The 19,695-nt window shown below is 46.0% G+C and carries 22 protein-coding genes; 12 read left to right on the top strand and 10 right to left on the bottom strand.

Features of this window, described 5'->3' with window-relative positions; genetic code table 11:
- Positions 1 to 221 precede the first annotated feature (221 nt).
- From ilvC to FHS45_RS03920, 9 genes are all read left to right on the top strand, one after another.
- The gene (ilvC, locus tag FHS45_RS03960) at positions 222 to 1,235 is read left to right on the top strand and encodes a ketol-acid reductoisomerase (protein ID WP_062445569.1); all 1,014 of its coding nucleotides are present in this window, start codon (positions 222 to 224) and stop codon (positions 1,233 to 1,235) included.
- A 4-nt stretch (positions 1,236 to 1,239) separates the two neighbouring features.
- On the top strand, positions 1,240 to 2,784 hold the full coding sequence (locus tag FHS45_RS03955; protein WP_062445567.1) for a 2-isopropylmalate synthase: 1,545 nt from the start codon (positions 1,240 to 1,242) through the stop codon (positions 2,782 to 2,784).
- A gap of 40 nt (positions 2,785 to 2,824) precedes the next feature.
- Positions 2,825 to 3,931 (top strand): 3-isopropylmalate dehydrogenase, encoded by a 1,107-nt coding sequence (leuB, locus tag FHS45_RS03950; protein ID WP_062445565.1) that lies wholly within the window; start codon positions 2,825 to 2,827, stop codon positions 3,929 to 3,931.
- Between the two features lie 24 nt (positions 3,932 to 3,955).
- Positions 3,956 to 5,377: a 3-isopropylmalate dehydratase large subunit gene (gene leuC / locus FHS45_RS03945; RefSeq protein ID WP_062445563.1), complete on the top strand. Its 1,422-nt coding sequence runs from the start codon at positions 3,956 to 3,958 to the stop codon at positions 5,375 to 5,377.
- 11 nt (positions 5,378 to 5,388) lie between these two features.
- Positions 5,389 to 5,982, top strand: a complete 594-nt coding sequence (gene leuD, locus FHS45_RS03940; protein WP_062445560.1) for a 3-isopropylmalate dehydratase small subunit — start codon at positions 5,389 to 5,391, stop codon at positions 5,980 to 5,982.
- A gap of 117 nt (positions 5,983 to 6,099) precedes the next feature.
- The gene (gene ilvA, locus FHS45_RS03935) at positions 6,100 to 7,050 is read left to right on the top strand and encodes a threonine ammonia-lyase (RefSeq protein WP_062445558.1); all 951 of its coding nucleotides are present in this window, start codon (positions 6,100 to 6,102) and stop codon (positions 7,048 to 7,050) included.
- Positions 7,051 to 7,173: 123 nt separating this feature from the next.
- Positions 7,174 to 7,338, top strand: coding sequence for a YqaE/Pmp3 family membrane protein (locus FHS45_RS03930; protein ID WP_082412042.1), 165 nt, complete (start codon positions 7,174 to 7,176; stop codon positions 7,336 to 7,338).
- Positions 7,339 to 7,964: 626 nt separating this feature from the next.
- Positions 7,965 to 8,702: a Bax inhibitor-1/YccA family protein gene (locus FHS45_RS03925; RefSeq protein WP_062445556.1), complete on the top strand. Its 738-nt coding sequence runs from the start codon at positions 7,965 to 7,967 to the stop codon at positions 8,700 to 8,702.
- 63 nt (positions 8,703 to 8,765) lie between these two features.
- The gene (locus tag FHS45_RS03920) at positions 8,766 to 8,987 is read left to right on the top strand and encodes a hypothetical protein (RefSeq protein WP_082412041.1); all 222 of its coding nucleotides are present in this window, start codon (positions 8,766 to 8,768) and stop codon (positions 8,985 to 8,987) included.
- A gap of 234 nt (positions 8,988 to 9,221) precedes the next feature.
- Here the strand turns inward: FHS45_RS03920 and FHS45_RS03915 are convergent, their stop codons facing one another.
- The 7 genes from FHS45_RS03915 to FHS45_RS03885 all read right to left on the bottom strand — a co-directional run bounded on the left by FHS45_RS03915 (position 9,222) and on the right by FHS45_RS03885 (position 14,187).
- Entirely contained in the window at positions 9,222 to 9,428 is a 207-nt protein-coding gene (locus FHS45_RS03915; protein ID WP_062445554.1) for a PLDc N-terminal domain-containing protein, read from the bottom strand.
- A 138-nt stretch (positions 9,429 to 9,566) separates the two neighbouring features.
- Positions 9,567 to 9,887: a hypothetical protein gene (locus FHS45_RS03910; RefSeq protein ID WP_062445552.1), complete on the bottom strand. Its 321-nt coding sequence runs from the start codon at positions 9,885 to 9,887 to the stop codon at positions 9,567 to 9,569.
- A gap of 109 nt (positions 9,888 to 9,996) precedes the next feature.
- A complete protein-coding gene (locus FHS45_RS03905; protein WP_062447895.1) occupies positions 9,997 to 10,281 on the bottom strand; it encodes a ferredoxin family protein in 285 nt (94 codons plus the stop codon).
- Positions 10,281 to 11,576 carry an FAD-dependent oxidoreductase gene (locus tag FHS45_RS03900; RefSeq protein WP_062445550.1) on the bottom strand — a complete coding sequence of 432 codons (1,296 nt, stop codon included), beginning with the start codon at positions 11,574 to 11,576 and terminating at the stop codon, positions 10,281 to 10,283. Before FHS45_RS03900 ends, FHS45_RS03905 begins: the two co-directional genes overlap by 1 nt.
- On the bottom strand, positions 11,569 to 12,591 hold the full coding sequence (locus FHS45_RS03895; protein WP_062445547.1) for an electron transfer flavoprotein subunit alpha/FixB family protein: 1,023 nt from the start codon (positions 12,589 to 12,591) through the stop codon (positions 11,569 to 11,571). The genes FHS45_RS03900 and FHS45_RS03895 overlap by 8 nt, the downstream gene beginning before the upstream one ends.
- Positions 12,588 to 13,412 carry an electron transfer flavoprotein subunit beta/FixA family protein gene (locus FHS45_RS03890; protein ID WP_062445545.1) on the bottom strand — a complete coding sequence of 275 codons (825 nt, stop codon included), beginning with the start codon at positions 13,410 to 13,412 and terminating at the stop codon, positions 12,588 to 12,590. Before FHS45_RS03890 ends, FHS45_RS03895 begins: the two co-directional genes overlap by 4 nt.
- A gap of 370 nt (positions 13,413 to 13,782) precedes the next feature.
- Positions 13,783 to 14,187, bottom strand: a complete 405-nt coding sequence (locus FHS45_RS03885; RefSeq protein ID WP_062445543.1) for a hypothetical protein — start codon at positions 14,185 to 14,187, stop codon at positions 13,783 to 13,785.
- 135 nt (positions 14,188 to 14,322) lie between these two features.
- On the opposite strand from FHS45_RS03885, the gene FHS45_RS03880 reads away from it, so the two are divergent.
- Both FHS45_RS03880 and ric read left to right on the top strand, forming a co-directional pair.
- The gene (locus FHS45_RS03880; RefSeq protein WP_062445541.1) at positions 14,323 to 15,219 is read left to right on the top strand and encodes a DMT family transporter; all 897 of its coding nucleotides are present in this window, start codon (positions 14,323 to 14,325) and stop codon (positions 15,217 to 15,219) included.
- Positions 15,220 to 15,286: 67 nt separating this feature from the next.
- Positions 15,287 to 15,979 carry an iron-sulfur cluster repair di-iron protein gene (gene ric, locus FHS45_RS03875; protein ID WP_062445539.1) on the top strand — a complete coding sequence of 231 codons (693 nt, stop codon included), beginning with the start codon at positions 15,287 to 15,289 and terminating at the stop codon, positions 15,977 to 15,979.
- 136 nt (positions 15,980 to 16,115) lie between these two features.
- Here the strand turns inward: ric and FHS45_RS03870 are convergent, their stop codons facing one another.
- Together FHS45_RS03870 and FHS45_RS03865 are read right to left on the bottom strand one after the other, a co-directional pair.
- Complete coding sequence (locus FHS45_RS03870; RefSeq protein WP_062445537.1) at positions 16,116 to 16,967, bottom strand: patatin-like phospholipase family protein; 852 nt, start codon at positions 16,965 to 16,967, stop codon at positions 16,116 to 16,118.
- Between the two features lie 181 nt (positions 16,968 to 17,148).
- On the bottom strand, positions 17,149 to 17,289 hold the full coding sequence (locus FHS45_RS03865; protein WP_139823822.1) for an FbpB family small basic protein: 141 nt from the start codon (positions 17,287 to 17,289) through the stop codon (positions 17,149 to 17,151).
- Positions 17,290 to 17,410: 121 nt separating this feature from the next.
- On the opposite strand from FHS45_RS03865, the gene FHS45_RS03860 reads away from it, so the two are divergent.
- Positions 17,411 to 18,562 (top strand): aminotransferase A, encoded by a 1,152-nt coding sequence (locus FHS45_RS03860; RefSeq protein WP_062445535.1) that lies wholly within the window; start codon positions 17,411 to 17,413, stop codon positions 18,560 to 18,562.
- Between the two features lie 228 nt (positions 18,563 to 18,790).
- Here FHS45_RS03860 and FHS45_RS03855 read toward each other — a convergent pair whose 3' ends face one another.
- The gene (locus FHS45_RS03855) at positions 18,791 to 19,648 is read right to left on the bottom strand and encodes an NAD(P)-dependent oxidoreductase (protein WP_148350108.1); all 858 of its coding nucleotides are present in this window, start codon (positions 19,646 to 19,648) and stop codon (positions 18,791 to 18,793) included.
- Between the last annotated feature and the right edge of the window lie 47 nt (positions 19,649 to 19,695).

The following is a 19,695-nucleotide window of genomic DNA, read 5'->3' as shown; positions in this document are numbered from 1 at the left end:
GAAAGATTACTAATTTATTAGATAATTCTTACTCTCTTATAGCATTGATGGAGATGGAATTTGCGACACTCCCGCGGAAAAACGAATGCGTCAAGACCCCGCAGCGTGGGTTTCGCGAGGAGGCTTGACCGTTCGTCCGCAGGAAAGGGAGTGAATTCCATCTCCATCAATAGCAAGATTATTAATTTAATTACTAAAACAAATTTGGAGGATGATTAATTATGGCAAAGGTACTTTATCACAACGACATTAACGAACAGGTATTGACGAATAAAAAGGTAGCGGTTGTAGGCTATGGCTCTCAAGGTCACGCTCACGCCCAAAACTTGAAAGAAAGCGGCCATCAGGTAGTAGTCGGTCTGAGACCAGGGAAGTCCTGGGACAAAGCAGAACAGGACGGTCAGGAAGTCAAAACCGTACCAGAAGCAGTTGAAGAAGCAGATGTAGTAATGGTGCTCCTTCCAGATGAACACCAGCCGAAAGTTTTCGAAGAACAAATCAAGCCGAATCTGCAGGAAGGCAATGCTCTCGTTTTCGCTCATGGATTCAACGTCCATTTCAACCAGGTCGTCCCTCCTTCTGACGTTGACGTATTCCTTGTAGCACCTAAAGGACCAGGACATTTGGTACGCCGTACATTCGAAGAAGGCGCAGGCGTTCCAGCATTGATCGGTGTCGAACAGGATTATACTGGTGAAGCAAAAGAATTAGCACTTGCCTACGCAAAAGGCATCGGCGCTGGCCGTGCAGGCGTATTGGAAACCACGTTCCAGGAAGAAACAGAAACAGACTTGTTCGGTGAGCAAGCGGTCCTTTGCGGCGGGCTTTCCAACCTTGTCAAATCCGGTTTTGAAACATTGACTGAAGCAGGCTACCAGCCGGAAGTTGCCTACTTCGAATGTATGCACGAACTGAAATTGATCGTCGACTTGATGTATGAAGGCGGACTGGAAGGCATGCGTTATTCCATTTCCGATACAGCACAATGGGGCGACTTCGTTTCCGGACCACGTGTCATCAACGAAGAAACAAAAGCCCGCATGAAAGAAGTGCTAAGTGATATCCAGACAGGCAAATTCGCGAAAGGCTGGATTACAGAAAACCAGGTCAACCGTCCAGAATTTAATGCAACCAACAACCTGGAAAACAATCACCAAATCGAAAAAGTAGGACGTGAATTACGCGAATTGATGCCTTTTGTCAAGCAGCAGAAGAAACAAAAACAGGAGGTGTAAGTATATGACCCATGTGAAGGTGTTTGATACCACCCTTCGTGACGGTGAACAATCAGCCGGAGTCAATCTGAACAAACTGGAAAAAATCGAAATCGCCAAGCAGCTGGAACGTTTCGGTGTTGATATCATGGAAGCCGGTTTTCCGGCTTCCTCAGAAGGAGAGTTCGAAGCTGTTCGGGAAATCGCCCGTACGATCAAAAACGTTTCGGTAACAGGATTGGCTCGTGCAGTAAAAAGTGATATCGATACAGCATGGGAAGCTTTAAAGGATGGTGTGGAGCCTCGCCTCCACGTCTTCCTTGCCACCTCCCCCATTCACATGACTTATAAATTGAAAAAAACACCGGAAGAAGTTTTGCAGACAGCAGTCGAGACAGTCGCTTACGCGAAAGAGAAATTTCATCACATCGAATGGTCAGCAGAAGATGCTACCAGAACGGACAAAGATTTTCTTGTTAAAATCATCGAAGCTGTCATTGATGCCGGGGCCACCGTCATCAACATTCCGGATACAGTCGGCTATACGACGCCGGAAGAATACGGCAGTCTGTTCCGCCATCTGAGAGAAAACGTTCCAAATATCGATAAAGTCTCCCTTTCTGCCCATTGTCATGATGACCTTGGCATGGCAGTAGCCAACTCGATCGCAGCGATTGAAAATGGTGCAACTCAGGTGGAAGGTACGATCAACGGAATCGGCGAACGTGCCGGCAATGCTTCTCTTGAAGAAATTGCAGTCGCGATGAAAATTCGCCAGGATGTCTACCCGTTTACAAACAGCCTGAACTTGAAAGAAATCAAACGGACGAGTGACATGGTCAGTAAGCTGACCGGCATGATGATTCCTGGAAACAAAGCAGTGGTCGGCCGCAATGCGTTTGCCCATGAATCAGGAATCCATCAGGATGGCGTCTTAAAAGAAGCCTCCACTTACGAAATCATCACACCGGAAATGGTCGGAGTGAAATCAAACAACATGGTGCTTGGTAAGCATTCCGGCAGCCATGCTTTCAAAGAAAAAGTTCATGAGCTTGGCTATCGCTTCAACGATGCAAAAATGAAAGAAGCATTCAAAGCCTTTAAACAGCTGACAGCCAAGAAAAAAGAAGTCACCGACGAGGACTTGTTTACGATCCTGATGGATACGCAGGTCGACAGTGCTGCTATCAAAAAATATAAGCTGGAAGCATTCCAGGTCCAATATGGTTCTGCCAACCTGCCAACAGCGACAGTAGCTTTGACTACGCCAGAAGGAAAAAGACTCGAACATGCCGGCACCGGTCAAGGAAGTGTCGAGGCCATCTATAATACGCTCGAAAGTCTTGTCCATGAAGAAATTCATCTGGAGGACTATCAATTGAGCTCGATTGGCAAAGGACGCGATGCCTTAGCAGAAGTTCATGTAAAAATGACGGTCAATGACACAGAAACAAGCGGCCGCGGTACTGCTCAGGACGTATTAGAAGCTTCCGCCAATGCATTTTTGAATGCGGTCAACCGCGTATTTGTCACCCAGCACGTGCAGGAACAAAAACAAGCGCACGTATAAACGTGAAAGGACCACTACTATTATTGAGGGAGGAAATTTTATGAACAAACATATCGTATTGCTGCCTGGAGATGGAGTCGGTCAGGAAATCATCGGTTCCGCCCGTTCCGTCCTGGAAGAAGTTGCTGAAAAATACGGTCATTCGTTTACGTTTGAAACTCATGCCATCGGCGGTACGGCTGTCGATGAGCATGGCACTCCCCTTCCGGAGGAGACAGTCGCTGCTAGTAAACGAGCGGATGCTGTATTGCTGGGTGCGGTAGGTGGTCCAAAATGGGATGACCTCCCTTCCCATCTTCGTCCTGAAAAAGGATTGCTTGGCATCCGGAAAGAACTTGGTCTGTTTGCCAACCTTCGTCCGGTCAAAGGTTTCAAGAAATTGCTTGGCGCTTCCCCGCTGAAGGAAGAACTTGTCGAAGACAGCGACCTGTTGATTGTCCGTGAATTAACGGGAGGGCTTTATTTCGGTACTCCATCAGAACGCAGCGAAGACGGGCAGTCGGTTGTCGATACACTTTACTATGAACGCCATGAAATCGAAAGAATCGTAGATAAAGCATTCCAAAGCGCTCGTCTGCGCCGCAACCATCTGACTTCGGTCGATAAAGCCAATGTACTGGAATCCAGTAAGCTTTGGCGCGAAATCGTCGAAGAGAAAAAGGCTGATTACCCGGATGTTACGGTCGAGCATATGCTTGTTGATGCGGCGGCTATGAAGCTGATTCAGAACCCTGCACAGTTCGATGTCATCGTCACAGAAAATATGTTCGGTGACATCCTGAGTGATGAAGCTTCTGTACTGACTGGATCACTGGGCATGCTTCCTTCTGCCAGCCTTCGTTCCGATGGTGTCGGACTTTACGAACCAGTACATGGTTCTGCACCGGATATTGCCGGGCAGAATATCGCCAACCCGCTGGCGATGATTTTATCTACGGCATTGATGCTACGCCACTCTTTCGGTATGGAGGAAGAAGCAGCCTGCATTGAAAAAGCGGTAGAAGAAGTCATCGACACCGGCTATCATACAAAAGATTTGAAAGTAGCAAATGGCATTGAAACGGATACGACTAACATGACTCGTAAAGTCGTGGAATATCTGACAGAAAGTGATGCAGCCAGCTGTATCATGAGTGCATATGCCTGATTACGGACGCTAGGAGTGAAAAAAATGACCCAGCCAAAAACAATCATCGAAAAAATTTGGGAAAATCATATTGTCCATCAGGAGCCTGGCAAGCCTGATCTGCTTTATATCGATTTGCATCTGATTCATGAAGTCACATCTCCCCAGGCTTTTGAAGGACTGAGAATGAAAGGGCGGAAAGTGCGCCGTCCTGAATTGACGTTTGCCACGATGGACCACAATGTCCCGACAAAGCAACGCCATATCATCAAAGATGAAGTTTCAAAAAAACAGATGCATACCTTAAAAGAAAATTGTGAAGAGTTCGGTGTCCCGCTTGCTGACATTGACCATCCCGATCAAGGTATCGTCCATGTTATCGGACCGGAGCTTGGTCTTACCCAGCCAGGTAAAACAATAGTCTGTGGTGACAGCCACACTTCAACTCACGGGGCATTCGGGGCATTGGCCTTTGGAATTGGAACCAGTGAAGTGGAACATGTGCTCTCCACCCAGACACTTGGCCAGGCAGCTCCGAAAACGCTTGAGGTTAAAGTGAATGGCAAACTTGGCACTGGCGTTACTGCTAAGGATTTGATTCTGGCTATTATCGCCAAGCACGGCGTCCGTTTCGGAACTGGCTATGTTATCGAATATACAGGTGAAGCTGTCCGCAACCTTTCCATGGAAGAACGGATGACGGTCTGTAACATGTCTATTGAAGCAGGTGCCCGCGCCGGTCTGATTTCACCAGACGATACGACTATCGAGTACCTTCGCGGCAGACGCCATGTTCCGGATGGAGAAGCTTTTGATGAAGCTGCCGATAAATGGCGTGCCCTGGCTACCGATGAAGGTGCAAGCTACGATGCCACCGTTGAAATCGATGCCAATGAAGTCGAACCCCAGGTAACATGGGGAACGAATCCATCCATGTGTATTCCAGTCAGCTCCAATGTACCGGACCCTGCCAGCCAGGAAAAAGATTATGAGCAGGACGCTGTCCAGCGGGCACTTGACTACATGGGACTGAAAGCCAATCAGCCGATCGACTCTGTTAAAATCGATTATGTTTTTATCGGCTCCTGTACCAACTCCCGGTTGAGTGATTTGAAAAAGGCAGCAGATGTCATTCAAGGCAGAAAAGTAGATGACAAAGTCACTGCCCTAGTGGTTCCAGGCTCGAGAACAGTCAAGGAACAAGCGGAAGCAGAAGGTTTGGATGTCATCTTCAAAACAGCCGGCTTTGAATGGCGTGAGGCAGGATGCAGCATGTGCCTGGCGATGAATGACGATATCGTACCTCCTGGCGAACGCTGCGCATCTACTTCCAACCGTAACTTCGAAGGCAGACAAGGAAATGGTGCCCGCACCCACCTGGTCAGCCCGGAAATGGCGGCAGCGGCTGCACTTGAAGGTCATTTTGTTGATGTAAGAAAAATTACCAATACAACAGTAAACAGATAGGAGGTCTTTCCATGGAACCGATTCGCGTTCATTCCGGGCTTGTCTACCCATTGAATCGCTCAAATGTCGATACAGACCAAATCATTCCAAAACAATTTCTGAAACGAATCGAACGCCAGGGCTTCGGCCAATTCCTTTTTTATAACTGGAGATTTGATGAAGAAGGAGAAAAACGTGACAGCTTTACGATGAATGATGAGAAGTATAATGACGCTTCCATTTTGATCGCCGGAGATAATTTCGGCTGCGGTTCCTCCCGGGAACACGCACCTTGGGCAATTTTGGATTACGGCTTCAAAGTTATAATCGCACCAAGCTTCGCAGACATTTTTTATAATAACTGTGTCAAGAACGGCATCCTCCCTGTCAAACTGACAGAAGATGAAACACAGGCAATCATTAAAAAAGCTGAGCAGCAAAAGCTTCATTTGACGGTTGATCTGGAAAAGCAGCTGGTCGTCGATGAAGATGAATTCAACTTCAGCTTCGACATTTCGGATTACCATAAACAGATGCTGTTGAACGGCTGGGATGAAATCGCCGTCACATTAACGAACGAAGAAAAAATCACCGCCTACGAAGAACGCCAGCAAATTATTGGATGATGAAAGTGGATACAGATTTATCTACCACCATTAGAAAATCATAAGTAATAAAATAAAAATACCAAGGAGTGTGAAGACATTGGGAATTCGTTATTATTAACCAAGGTGGCGGATGCTATGGAACAGCTATCCTCTGTTGTGCATCGTACCCCGCTCACCACTTCAGCGACATTAAATGAACAAACAGGAAAAAATGTGTTTATGAAGATGGAAAACCAGCAAAAAACAGGCGCATTTAAAATCAGAGGTGCCAGCTATAAAATCTCGCAATTGACCAAGCATGAAATGAAGCGTGGGGTAATTGCCGCTTCTGCCGGCAACCATGCCCAAGGTGTCGCTCTGGCGGCCGCTAAACGCGGCATCGAAGCGAAGATATTCATGCCAGCCAACACACCGAAAGCAAAGACCAAAGCTACAGAAGGCTACGGAGCAAAAGTCGTGCTGACGGGCGAGTCGTTTCAGGAAGCCTATGAGGCGGCTATCGAAGAACAGAAGCGATCCAAAGCTGTATTCATCCACCCATTTGATGATCCCGATGTCATGGCGGGACAAGGAACGATTGCCATCGAGATGCTTGAGGACCAGCCTTCCCTGGATACACTTATCGTCCCGGTCGGCGGAGGCGGCCTGATCAGCGGCATTGCTTTTGCCGCGAAAAGCATCAACCCGGCCATTCAGATAATCGGCGTTCAGGCAGAAGGTGCAAGTGCCACTTATAATCAGTTTCACTCCAAAGGGGCTACTTCCCTTCCATCTGTTTCGACGATTGCTGATGGAATTGCAGTAAAACGTCCGGGAGAAAAAACGTATCCGATCATCCGAAACTATGTCGATAAGATGATCACGGTTTCTGATCAGCAGATTGCGGCCACCATGGTCCAGCTGCTGGAACGGGAGAAAACTATGGTAGAAGGCGCCGGCGCTACAGCATTAGCAGCCCTCCTTTCCTATCATAAAAAAATCAACTCCCATAACTGTGGTGTCATCGTCAGTGGAGGTAACATGGATATTGCAAAACTCCCTGCCATCCAGTCCTTGTCTCAGCAAAACAAATATAAAGTCGTATGATCGTACAGGCAGCCCACGGTTTGGGGCTGCCTGTTTTCGTGAACTATTTTACTCATTTTTCAATGAGATGATTAATGCCTGCTTTCTAGTGGTATGTTATACATTAAAAGGAGGCATTTGATTATGTTAAAATACATTCTGGCAGTACTACTGCCGCCTTTAGCAGTATTCATGGCAGGCAGACCAATGACAGCTTTATTCAACTTGATTCTGACAGCGATTTTCTGGATTCCAGGTGCCATCCACGCTGTCTTAGTCGTACGTAATAAAGAACTTGGCACCGTTTAACCAAAATTCATTCTGAAAGGACCCCTTTCCCCAGGGGTCTTTTTCATTTTCCCTTTACAAATGCACTGTCGCCCTTTAACACCCTATATATATAAACTGCGAGACAATGATTTTTTTCGTGAGTGCTGCTCACCCGCTTCGGCAGAACACTTCGCTTTCCTGGGGCACGGCCTCAGCCTCCTCGCGGAAACCCACCGCTGTGGGGTCTTCGGACTCGTGCTGTTCCCCAAGGAGTCTACGTATTCTGCCTACGCTATTATAAATTCTCTAATGAAAGTTTTATTATTTCGACTCTTAGGGTGCTATTACGAACGCTTCAGTATAAAAAAGATAATTAAAAACAATAAGCTCACTATCAGCGGAAGAAATACACGGAGACTCCTGCGGGAGCAGAGGCCTGGATGAGACCCCGGAGAGCGTTAGCTCGAGGAGGCTCATCAGCCGCCCGCGGAAAGCGTAGTGTATTTCTGCAGCGGTATTATGGACAGAACCATTAAGGATTTCACTAGTTCGCAGATTGTTTCTATGGTGGTAAGACATTGTTTTCTTTTACATAGCTAACAGAGAGGCATAGAATAAGAAGGAAGAAACATAGACTAGCTTAACGATATAGGAGGAGGGATACCTTGCGAACTGCTAATCCTACTTTGAATGACCGGACTTTCAATAAACAGCGTGCTGCCACTGGTAAGCGCACGATGACTTTACAGGGGACCGTCAACCGAGTATTCATTCTGCTGTTCCTTTTGATGGCTACTGCCTATTACACCTGGAACCTCTATGCTGCAGGTGAGCCCGTCGGAATCTATATTTGGGTTGGCATCATCGGCTCGTTGATTTTCGCTTTGATCACCGCTTTTGTACCAAAAGCAGCTCCTGTCACCGCTCCAGTATACGCCGCGTTGGAAGGTTTATTCATCGGAGCGATTTCAGCGCAGTATGCCAGTCTGTACGAAGGCATCGTCGTCCAGGCTGCACTGCTTACGATTATGACTTTATTCGGTCTATTGATTATCTATAAACTGCGTATTATTAAGGTTACGAAGAATTTCCGTATGGGTGTGATGGCTGCTACCCTCGGAATTTTCCTTGTCTATTTAGTGGATATTGTCCTTCGTGTCTTTACATCATCCATGCACGTGCCCCTGCTCCATGAATCCAGTCTGCTCGGGATCGGCATCAGTCTTTTTATTGTAGCGATTGCCGCCTTGAATCTCGTACTTGATTTTGATTTTATCGAACGTGCATCGAATCGCGGGGTTCCAAAGCACATGGAATGGTATGGAGCATTTGGACTTGTGGTCACCCTTGTCTGGTTATATATTGAAATGCTCCGGCTGCTTGCTAAATTAAGGAGTCGCTAGGACCACCTGCAATCAGCTCTACGCTGACTGCAGGTTTTATTTTTTCCGATAAGAGGAAGATAGATGATAGAGGAGGTAGATATGATGGATCAAATGAATGATTTTCTCTATCAATTGAAACGGCATATGCAATACACAAGTGAACTCAGGGATGCTTACGAAAAATTGCCAGTCGAGCAAAAAGAAATCGTGAAAAATGCTTCCCCACGAAAGGAATCCCCAGAGGATCTATCCAAGCATGCCTATCAATGGCACGACAACCTGTTCAAGGTGGTTGACAAATAGAATCTCTCCCCGAAATAGAAAAGGCTGTACCCAACTGGGTGCAGCCTTTTGGTTATGTATTATACGATTTTTCCAGACGCGCAGCTTGTTTACTAGACAGAAGGTATAGCCTTCTGGACATCTTTATGAACTTACTAGACAGTTTCTGAATAATATTGGACACTTATTATTTTTTACTAGACATTTCTGAACACTTACTGGACACAACCACCGATTACTAGACAATTTCAGAAATCAGACGTCATTACGGATGATTAAGTAAATGATCAAGCCGATAACCGGAAAAAATAAAGTGCCGATTAAAATGAGTAAGGCATACTCCTGGCTTTTACCTTTTCTCCGTGAATCGCGGTAAGCCCAAATGCTGGTTACAATATTCAGCACAAAGACCAGCACCCCAAATAACAGGAATAAAGCAAAAATGCTCCCCACTTCCACCATCAATATACGCTCCCTTCTGTTTCTCCCATTCTATTATCGGCTTCCTGCGTTTATGTTTCAAGAATTTGAAAACCACGCCTGAAGCCAATTTGATGATTTTCCTGCAAAAAATAAAACACGTCTATGGTTTAGACGTGTTCATGTAGCTTGCCCTTCTTCAAACCAGCGATCTTCCCATAACCTGTACTCCCACTCTTTGATAAGATCGAGACCGGCCTGGAAAGAAGTACAGTCTTTTTCACTAACAGGCCTGGCATGACAGTCATAATTTCTATCACGCCTTGCTGTCATTAAGGCAACCTTCCATTTTACTTTTACATCTTCAGCATCGGCTCCTCTTAATACGATCAGCCAGTACTCTGTCTCCCTATCATTACTATTCGCTAAACTTCTTAATACTTTCAAATCTCTTTCTCCAATCGAAATCGCTTTTCTCGTATAGTATTCTACATAATTCATCCCAGCCTTCCCCCTCTCCTGAAATCATAATGGTAATTTGAATTTTCTGAATTTAATACTCAAAAATGTTGTGCTGCTCCTATGATTAAATTAAGAGCAGCACTTTTAACTATGCCAGTCGGAATACGACGCCATACCCGCCTTTTGGGTACTTCCATTCAATATTATCGTGGGGACAGCCAATCCTGCAGCTGCCGCATTCATGACAGCCTTCATACCCCACCTGAATTCGGTCTCCTTCAAACTTATACACTTCTCCCGGACAAAAATAAGTACAAGGCTTATCCGGGCATTTTTCCAGGCAAAGCGTCTGGTCAAGAATCTTCAAATGGGATTCCTTATCCGCTCTGAACCTGACGAGATACTGTTTTTCTTCAATCGTCGCTTTCGCCATTATTTCATCACCTTCCATGCCCGGTACATATCCTGTACGGTCCGGATTTTTCCGCGTTCCATAAACATATTGAAAATCCCTCTTTGCTTTTCCTGTTTACTTATTCCGTCCACGGTAAAGAAGGTGCGTGCAGCCCGGTTCAGCATCGGAATATACTCTTTCAAATATTGCGGATGGTTTTCCAATGTTTCCGTGGCATCTTTATACTTTTCCAAGTCCTTGCCAATAAAGCTTTCGTAGACTTTTTCCCGGTAGATATCCAGTACTTCTTCGGTATACTTACCGGTTTGTTTCGCCAGCAAGATGGCTTCAGCAGCAAAACTGCCGGATTTCATCGCCATATTGGAACCTTCGCGATGAATGCCGTTGACAAGCTGGGCGGCATCGCCGGCAACAATCACGCCGTCTCCAACCAGCTTCGGGATGGCGTGATACCCTCCTTCAGGTATTAAATGTGCGAGATATTCCGCTTCCTCTGCTCCTTTAATCAGCGGTTTGACGATCGGATGATTTTTCACATATTCCAAAAGGTCATAAGGCTTCATTTTACTGTTTACGAGGCTCGACAATGTGGTTCCCACTCCGATATTCAGGCTTTCCTTGTTTGTATACAGGAAGGCCGTCCCGAGATGCCCTTTTGTGGCATCACCGAACATTTCAATGGTACACCCCTGCCCATCTTCAAGGTTGAACCGCTCATTGATGGTTTCCGCTGGCAGGTTGAGTACTTCCATCACCGTCAATGCTACTTGAGCAGGCTCTATTTCCTCATGGAATCCGAGTTGTTTGGCAAGCAGCGAATTGACACCGTCTGCCAGTACGACGACATCAGTATATACATCCCCATCAGGACGATCAGTTCTTACCCCGATTACTTTGCCTTCTTCGACGAGACAAGCATCCACTACCGTTTCGTTGATTAAGGTTACTCCTTGTTCCTGTGCTTTTTTTGCAAACCATTGATCGAACTTGGCGCGCAATATCGTAAAGTTATTATAGTTTTCCTCATTAGCCCATGCCTGGCCCTTATAGCCAAGTGTAATCGCAGATTCCTCATCGAGCAGCCACATCCGTTGCTCCACTATCGGTCGTTCAATGGGGGCTTCCTTCCAGAATTCGGGAATGATTTCTTCCAACTGCTGCTTATACAGCACCCCGCCCATGACGTTTTTAGCGCCAGGGTATTCCCCTCGTTCAATTTGGAGTACCTTCAGTCCGTTTTTCGCACATAAATAGGCACAGCTGGTTCCGGCAGGGCCGGCACCAACGACGATGACGTCAAATTTTTCAGGCATGGGAAACCACCTCTTCCTTCAGCAGCTCATCAAAAGCATGGATCAGAACCGGCAGGATTTCCCTGGCATCTCCTACAATCCCATAGGTGGCGACTTCAAAGATAGGAGCCTCCGGATCTTTATTAATGGCGATGATCATTTCGGAGTTTTTCATCCCTACTGTATGCTGGATCGCACCGGAGACTCCAATGGCGAAATAAATTTTCGGAGTCACTGTCTCACCCGTCTGCCCGACCTGGTGATCATGGGAAAGCCAGCCTGCTTCGACAGCATCCCTGGTACCGCCAACCGTGGCACCGATTGTTTCAGCAAATTGATGAATGAGCTGGAATCCTTGTTCATCTCCCATCCCTTTGCCGCCGCAAACAATGACATCAGCATCTTCCAGGTTTACCGACTTACCTGGTCCTTTGACAATTTCAAGCACCTTCGTGCGGATATCCGCTTCCTTCATGTCCAGACTTTCCTCCATAACCGTTCCTTTCCTGGAAGCATCCGGTTCTAATGCTTTCATCACCTTGGGGCGTACAGTGGCCATTTGCGGGCGATGTTTTTTACAAAGAATTGTCGCCATGATGTTGCCGCCAAACGCGGGTCTGCTTGCCTCTAATAGCCTTTTATCCACATCGACATCAAGCATCGTACAATCGGCCGTAAGCCCAGTCTTCAAGTCGGTTGCGACTGCAGATGCAATGTCTTTTCCATTGGGAGTAGCTCCATAGAGGATGATTTCCGGCAGGTGCATGCGCGCTAATTTTCCCATTCCTGCTAAATAAGGTTCGGTTCTGTAGTCCTTTAACACCGGTGCGTCGATGACATATACTTCATCAGCACCATGGTGGATCAACGGATCAGTCAGATGCCGGACTTCATGTCCTAACAGTACCGCTGCAAGCGGCGTTTCCAGCTTATCTGCCAATTCTCTTCCTGCGCCGAGAAGCTCAAGCGATACACCTGCTATATTGCCATCGACGACTTCAGCAAACACCCAGATACCTCGATGGTCTTCTATCATACCGCTGCTCCCCCTTTCTTATGGAACAAGTGACGTTTTTCCTGCAATACATGAAGCAGCTGGTCCACCTGCTCCTGGGGGCTACCTTCCAACCTGTGTCCGCCTTCCTGCTTCGGAGGTGCGAACATTTTTCCTACTACGGTCGGCGATCCTTTCAGTCCTAGTTGTTTTCGGTCGACTTCTCCTAACTGGTCGACATTCCAAACGACCGGTTGACAAGAGACTGCTTTCAACATATTCGGGAACGGTGCATATTCAATCTCGTTAATTTCTTTTTCTATGGTTATCAGACAAGGAAGTGTGGTACGGATATGGGCATACCCGTCTTGAAGCTTACGTTGGAGTTCTACATAGTCTTTGGTGACTTTTGTGATGGAAGTGATGTTTGTTACTGGCGGGATATCGAGCCTGCTGGCAATGCCGGGTCCTACCTGCCCGGTATCTCCGTCAATCGCATGTTTTCCGCAGAAAATCATATCGATCGGGGATGCTGAGCTTATTTTTTCGAGCGCTTTTGTCAGGGCATAACTGGTGGCTAATGTGTCGGCTCCTGCAAATGCCCTGTCGGAGATCAAATAACCTTCATCAGCACCGATTTCGATGCTTTTTTTGATAACTGCCTCGGCCTGGGGTGGTCCCATCGATAACACAGATACTTTGCCGCCGTACTCGCGCTTCAGACGTACTGCCTCCTGTACCGCATGAGCATCATAAGGATTCATGATTGAGGGGACGCCTCGCCGGTCCAGTGTATTCGTTTTCGGATTGATCTTAATGACTTTCGTATCTGGCACCTGTTTGACACAAACAACAATGTGCATACAATATCAACCTCCTTTCTTTTAAACGGCCTTGTTCCCATTCCCTAATCAACAAGGGGGCGCAAAGCCTGATAGTAAAATTTCCTGCCAATCATTTGTCAGCGCTTGCAAAATTGGATGAACAGGCGAATGTTCCCAATAGCAAGACAGATAACGGGGATGAATTCTATCCATTCAGATTAGATGATGACAGAAAATTCATTTTCCACCTTGATACTAGCAAACAACTGTACCTTCCTCTATGACATACATCACAGATTGTTCAGGATAAGGGGAAAATATTTTTTGCATGCTTCGGCAGTTTATTTGCGGCTCCTCTCTTTTAAAACATGAAAAAAACCTGCTGCCTTTTTGGCAACAGGTCAAATTTTCACCATCGCTTGACGGCGGGCTTTGATGATTTTCTGAAAAAGCGGAACACCTGCCTGAGGATTCCATACAGCGTATAACATACCCCAAATACCACGACTGCGAGCAGCTGCACGGCCAACGCTTCCTCCGCGATACTTCCATTCAATTTCACCACCCGGTACAACTGAATACTGATCAACAAATTGGTTACCGCCAGGCTGATCACTATAAAAGTAAGCAGCCGCTTCCAGTTAGCGTGCATGAGCCATAGTGTAACCGGTTCGAATAACCAGACTCCGGCAGCCAGTAACATAAATGGCAGGAGAAAATGTATATAAGTCGGATCGATTCCAAGGATTGCAAAAGTGTCGAGATCGAATTCCAGCCACTTACTTATAATGCTCCAATTAAACCAGTCTTTCATTTCATCACGTCCCCTTTCCATTCACCACCAGTGTGGTCAGGACTGCGAGATTTTAAACCCATTAAAGAAATCTGAAAGAATGATAGCCGGTCTGCTTTTACTTCTGATATAATTCGTTCATCAGGAGGAATTTCAATGAAAAAAGCTATCCTACTCGTACTGATCGGCGCCTCGCTTTGGGGAACGATCGGGTTGTATGTAAAACTGCTGGAACAAGCAGGCTTTACCCCTATGGAAATTGTGACGATCCGGGTTTTTTTCGCCAGCGTATTTCTCCTTGGCTACATGCTGCTCCGGTATCGTAAACAGATGAAACTGAAAAACTGGAAAGATATCCGGTATTTTTTAGGCACCGGAATCGGGAGTATCGTGTTCTTCAACTATTGCCTGTTTGCCAGTATGGCTGAAACCAATATCCCGATTGCCACTGCCCTCTTATATACTGGCCCCGCTTTTGTCATGATTCTATCTATTATTCTATTTAAAGAGCCGTACACGGCTAAAAAAGGGCTGGCCCTTGGGTTGACACTGGTCGGTGCTGCTTTTGCGGTTGGTGCCTTCCCAGCACCGGATGCAAGTTTATCTACTGCCGGTATTTTACTCGGGATCGGATCCGGCTTCGGCTATGCTTTATATAGCATTTTCAGCAAATTCGCTTTTGTAAAATATGACAGCCTGACCATCACCTTTTATACATTCATTACGGCGACGGCAGCTTTGCTTCCATTTTTTCCATATCAGGAAAAATTGGTGACGCTGTTGTCTCCCGGTCCGCTCATGCTAGGCATCGGACTTGGGCTGTTGCCGACAGCTGTTGCCTATATCTCCTACACACTCGGATTATTTGAAATGGAAGCATCGAAAGCCTCCATATTGAGCACCATCGAACCGGTAGTGGCTATCATTATCGGTATTACTGTTTTTGATGATGCTTTTAATGGATGGCAAATGGCTGGCATGCTTGCTATCATTTCTGCGGTAGTCGTCATTTCAAAAAGTCGTAAACGTGTGAAAATCACAGCCAGGGTGTGATTTATATCATTATCTCCATAGTGGATACCTTGTATGATAGAGGTAACCAATTAAGGAGGTTGATGAAATGACCACTTTTACAAGAGAAAACACACCTGCTGAGATCGTAAATATATATCCGAAGGCGAGCGACTTATTCAAAAAGAACCGGATCGACTTCTGCTGTGGAGGAGATCGTCCGCTCGGAGAAGTATTCGATGAAAAGAAAATGGATGAAGACATGATTTTACACCAGTTGAATGAAGATTACTCCGAATGGATTACAAAAGGAAATCAAGGTCCGGATTGGAGCAAAGTTTCCAACACCGAACTCGTTGATCACATCGTTTACACCCATCATGCATTTTTGAATGATGAACTGCCGGCATTAGGCCAGTTTGTCACAAAAATCTACAGGGTCCACGGTGCTAACCAACCGCATTTGCAAGAATTACATCGATTGTATAATAATCTGAAAGTCGAATTGGAGTCCCATCTGATCAAAGAAGAAATGGAAGTATTCCCGCTGATCAAGCAATATGACTTAGAGCCAAGTGAAGAGTTGCGGCAGCGGATTCACGAAGCGAATGGCGGATTAGAGGATGAACACGACCAGGCCGGGGATCTCTTAAAAGAAATGCATAACCTGACCAATGGGTTTGAACCGCCTTTGGACGCTTGTAACTCGTACCGGATCACTTACAAGCGGCTGGCAGAACTCGAAGCCGATACATTCCAGCATATTCATTTAGAAAATAATATTTTGTTCAAGCGAATTTAAAGTATAAAAGCGCATGCGCCTTGCTAGTAATGACGTTCGACTAAAAACGGCACGTCCTGTGCGTAGAAGCAGGATGTAACCTAATTTCCTAGACTAAATTAAAAAATCCACCAGGACCTGGTCCTGGTGGATTATTCTATGCTTTCAAAAAGTCTTCCAAGGCTTTCTCCTTCTGTCTCATTTCGTTATAGCCTTGCATGTACAGGTTATGAAGCTTTCGTTTGTTACGCTCTACTCTCCCGACCGCAAGCGGCTCATCCGGACGGATAATAAATACTTTCCCCTCTTTTTCAAGCTCATACAGCCTTCTTGTCAACTGGTTGTATTTATCATGACGATTAAGGAGACTGTCCACGAATTTAGGATACTGTTTGAACTTGCGCTGGATATACCAGCCAAGCCGCATTCTTTTCTTCATATATCCTTGATTTCTCGTCAGTACGACCACATGTTTTTCGTTCCCCTGTTCGATAGAACGTTCAATCGGCACAGGGTCGGCTATCCCACCATCCATCAGATATTTACCATCATAGGGAATGCTTGGCGATATCAAAGGAATCGAACAGGATGCCCGCATGATCGTAAGTAAACTGTTCCGGTCTGGAAAATCATCATAATAGTGGGGCATCCCTGTCTCCATATCTGTTGTAGCAACCGCAAACATCGTCTTTCTTGCTTCAAATGTATCATAATCGAATGGGACAAGCTCATTCGGCAGTTTGTCGAAAATAAAGTCCATGCCGAACAGTTCTTTCTGACGGAACGCCCGTTTAAAGGAAATATACTCCGGGTGATCGCCGTAGCCGACGAGCACATCATAGTTTCTCCCCCGCTGCTTCGCTACATAGGAGCTTCCGTTTGACGCTCCTGCTGATGCTCCGATTACATAGGGAAAATGAAGATCCATATCAAGAAAATAATCCAGTACACCGGCAGTATAAGTTCCGCGCATGCCCCCGCCTTCTAACACAAGGCCTGTCTTTTCCATACCAAAACACCTTCTTTTTGCTGATATGGAAATTTTAACATTTTTCAGGGTGCGGTCAAACGTATCCACTCAAAACGCAATACAGCTGCCTGGTTATAGGCAGCTGTCTGTTTATTGATATAAAGTGGAGTCTTCCGCCATAAAAAACCTGGCTACAGGCCAAGTTTTTCTAATGGTATAATCAGTTTACATTCAGTTTGACATTTTTGGATTGCTTTTCTTCGAGATTCTTCTCAATTTCCTGCATGGCGCGCGGATCTCTTAAAAGTTCTTCCTTGTTTTTGTTGACAAGTTCATCAAAGGAAGGTAAATTTGGTCGCATGTCGTATGCTCCTTTCATGAAGTTTACGTTATTATTATATCAAAGTTATTAACTCACTTATCTAAATTGTTTGAACATTTTGTTAACATTTTTGATTTTTCTAATAATTGGAGGCCTTCTTATGGAACATTTAGTGAACAAAAATATCAAAGACATCGAAATTTCCGGCATCCGTAAATTTTTTAACATGGTCAGTGACTATGAGGATGTCCTATCCCTATCAATCGGCCAGCCTGACTTCCACACCCCGGAGCACGTGAAACAGGCTGCCCAGCAGGCAATCGATTCAAATTATACTACCTATACCCACAATGCTGGCATTTTAAAACTGCGGGATGCAATCAGTAGCTCTGTGTCCCGTAAATATAACCTGGACTATGACCCGGCAGAAGAAGTGATTGTGACGGTCGGGGCATCTCAGGGCATTGATATTACCTTAAGGACCCTGCTTTCCCCAGGAGATGAAGTTCTGTTGCCAGGACCGGTTTACCCGGGATATGAACCATTGATCCGCTTGGCTGGCGGTGTTCCGGTCCATATTGATATAGCAGGTAACGGGTTCAAAATGACAGCTGATTTAATCGAACAGGCAATGACCGACCGGACTAAGTGCATCATCCTTCCCTACCCGTCCAACCCGACCGGAGTTACGTTGACCGAACAAGAGCTGAAAGAAATCGCAACACTCATTGCTGGCAAAGATCTGATTGTGCTTGCGGATGAGATCTACAGTGAGCTCGTTTATGAACAGGAGCATGTATCCATTGCTTCGTTCCCTGAAGTAAGGAATCAGGTCATTGTCGTTAATGGGGTCTCCAAATCCCACGCCATGACCGGCTGGCGGATCGGCTATCTGCTGGGGCCGGCAGTATTGATGAAACACATTTTAAAAGTGCACCAATATAACGTCTCGTGTGCCACCTCGATCAGTCAGTATGCAGCACTGGAAGCGATTGAAAAAGGAGCAGACGACCCGGTTGCCATGCGCGAAGAATATCGAAAACGTCGTGATTATGTGATGGAGCGGATGGATGAAATGGGGCTCGAATACATCCAGCCTGGCGGAGCCTTTTATATTTTCCCAAAACTTGCAAAAGGGGAGCTGACTTCCTTTGAGCTTGGTCTCGAACTGGTGCGTGAGGCGGGAGTTGCGTTAGTGCCGGGGGATGCTTTTTCCGATTACGGTGAAGGATATATGCGGCTGTCTTACGCCTATGATATGGAGACGTTGGAGAAAGGAATGGACCGTCTGGCCGCATTTATGAAAAAGTAAATTTCACCTCTTTTGTGAGACAATTTCACGTTAAATGAGCACTATTTTGATTAAGAGAGACAATAATAAGGGGAAGAGAGAAGTTTTTGAAATTATGAGAGACAAAATCGAAGTTATGAGTGACACATTTGAAAATAAGAGAGAAATAAAATTCCTAATAGAGACAACACAAGAAATGAAAAGAGGTCAAATTAATAACACCGCTGGCAGCTGCCAGCGGTGTTTTGCTTACTTGTAAAAATTGTAGACAGCCTGTGTGCCATTGTCTTCATAGCCTAGTTCAACCAGACGCTCATAAATGGACTCCGACAGCTTAAGGCCCGGAAGTTCCAGTCCCATCCGGTCAGCTTCTTCGATGGCGATTCTCAGATCCTTCACAAAATGCTTAATATAAAAACCAGGAGCGAAATCTCCGCCGATCATTCGCGGAGCCAGGTTGCTTAACGACCAGCTGCCTGCTGCCCCTGTGGAAATGCTTTTCAACACATTTTCCGGAGATAAGCCAGATTTCTCTGCATATACCACCGCTTCTGCCACTCCTAACATATTAGAAGCTATCGCAATCTGGTTACACATTTTCGTATGCTGCCCTGCACCAGCCTGTCCCTGGTAGACAATGTTTGTTCCCATCGCTTCGAAAATTGGTTTGACCGTTGCAAATGCTTGTTCAGAGCCGCCAACCATGATGGACAGCTTGCCTTCTCTTGCTCCGATATCCCCGCCGGACACCGGTGCATCTAATGCTTCTGCCCCCTTCTCACTGGCAGCCTTCGCTATTTCCTCAGCCAGGCTTGGGGTCGACGTTGTCATATCGATCAGGTGCATTCCCTCACGTACATTATCCAGCAAACCGTTTTCCTCAAAATAAACCTGTTTGACATCGTAAGGATAGCCGACTATCGTGATGATCGTATCACTTTTTTCTGCCAAGTCCGCAACATTATTACACCACTCTGCCCCAGCTTCTATCAACGATTCAGCTTTTGATTTCGTCCGAGTATGTATACAAACCTCATAACCTTTAGAAAGCAGCTGGCCGATCATGCCTTTCCCCATAACTCCTGTACCGATAAAACCGATGTTCATGCAGCATTCCTCCTTTGCCCTTTCTATCATGATAGCAGAAAGAGCAA

Origin of the sequence: Thalassobacillus devorans (assembly GCF_011761345.1) — a bacterium.
GTDB lineage: Bacteria > Bacillota > Bacilli > Bacillales > Halobacillaceae > Thalassobacillus > Thalassobacillus devorans.
The sequence above is the reverse complement of the archived record's forward strand: the minus strand, read 5'-3'. Positions and strand labels throughout refer to the sequence as shown.

Coding starts and splice junctions, on each gene's coding strand:
- ilvC (WP_062445569.1), top strand. CDS start 222: ATGGCAAAGGTACTTTATCACAACGACATTAACGAACAGGTATTGACG.
- FHS45_RS03860 (WP_062445535.1), top strand. CDS start 17,411: ATGGAACATTTAGTGAACAAAAATATCAAAGACATCGAAATTTCCGGC.
- FHS45_RS03870 (WP_062445537.1), bottom strand. CDS start 16,967: ATGGAAAAGACAGGCCTTGTGTTAGAAGGCGGGGGCATGCGCGGAACT.
- FHS45_RS03895 (WP_062445547.1), bottom strand. CDS start 12,591: ATGATAGAAGACCATCGAGGTATCTGGGTGTTTGCTGAAGTCGTCGAT.
- ric (WP_062445539.1), top strand. CDS start 15,287: ATGACCACTTTTACAAGAGAAAACACACCTGCTGAGATCGTAAATATA.
- FHS45_RS03910 (WP_062445552.1), bottom strand. CDS start 9,887: ATGAATTATGTAGAATACTATACGAGAAAAGCGATTTCGATTGGAGAA.
- ilvA (WP_062445558.1), top strand. CDS start 6,100: ATGGAACAGCTATCCTCTGTTGTGCATCGTACCCCGCTCACCACTTCA.
- FHS45_RS03880 (WP_062445541.1), top strand. CDS start 14,323: ATGAAAAAAGCTATCCTACTCGTACTGATCGGCGCCTCGCTTTGGGGA.
- FHS45_RS03865 (WP_139823822.1), bottom strand. CDS start 17,289: ATGCGACCAAATTTACCTTCCTTTGATGAACTTGTCAACAAAAACAAG.
- FHS45_RS03885 (WP_062445543.1), bottom strand. CDS start 14,187: ATGAAAGACTGGTTTAATTGGAGCATTATAAGTAAGTGGCTGGAATTC.
- FHS45_RS03855 (WP_148350108.1), bottom strand. CDS start 19,648: ATGAACATCGGTTTTATCGGTACAGGAGTTATGGGGAAAGGCATGATC.
- leuC (WP_062445563.1), top strand. CDS start 3,956: ATGACCCAGCCAAAAACAATCATCGAAAAAATTTGGGAAAATCATATT.
- FHS45_RS03905 (WP_062447895.1), bottom strand. CDS start 10,281: ATGGCGAAAGCGACGATTGAAGAAAAACAGTATCTCGTCAGGTTCAGA.
- leuD (WP_062445560.1), top strand. CDS start 5,389: ATGGAACCGATTCGCGTTCATTCCGGGCTTGTCTACCCATTGAATCGC.
- FHS45_RS03955 (WP_062445567.1), top strand. CDS start 1,240: ATGACCCATGTGAAGGTGTTTGATACCACCCTTCGTGACGGTGAACAA.
- FHS45_RS03915 (WP_062445554.1), bottom strand. CDS start 9,428: ATGGTGGAAGTGGGGAGCATTTTTGCTTTATTCCTGTTATTTGGGGTG.
- FHS45_RS03890 (WP_062445545.1), bottom strand. CDS start 13,412: ATGCACATTGTTGTTTGTGTCAAACAGGTGCCAGATACGAAAGTCATT.
- FHS45_RS03920 (WP_082412041.1), top strand. CDS start 8,766: ATGATAGAGGAGGTAGATATGATGGATCAAATGAATGATTTTCTCTAT.
- FHS45_RS03900 (WP_062445550.1), bottom strand. CDS start 11,576: ATGCCTGAAAAATTTGACGTCATCGTCGTTGGTGCCGGCCCTGCCGGA.
- leuB (WP_062445565.1), top strand. CDS start 2,825: ATGAACAAACATATCGTATTGCTGCCTGGAGATGGAGTCGGTCAGGAA.
- FHS45_RS03930 (WP_082412042.1), top strand. CDS start 7,174: ATGTTAAAATACATTCTGGCAGTACTACTGCCGCCTTTAGCAGTATTC.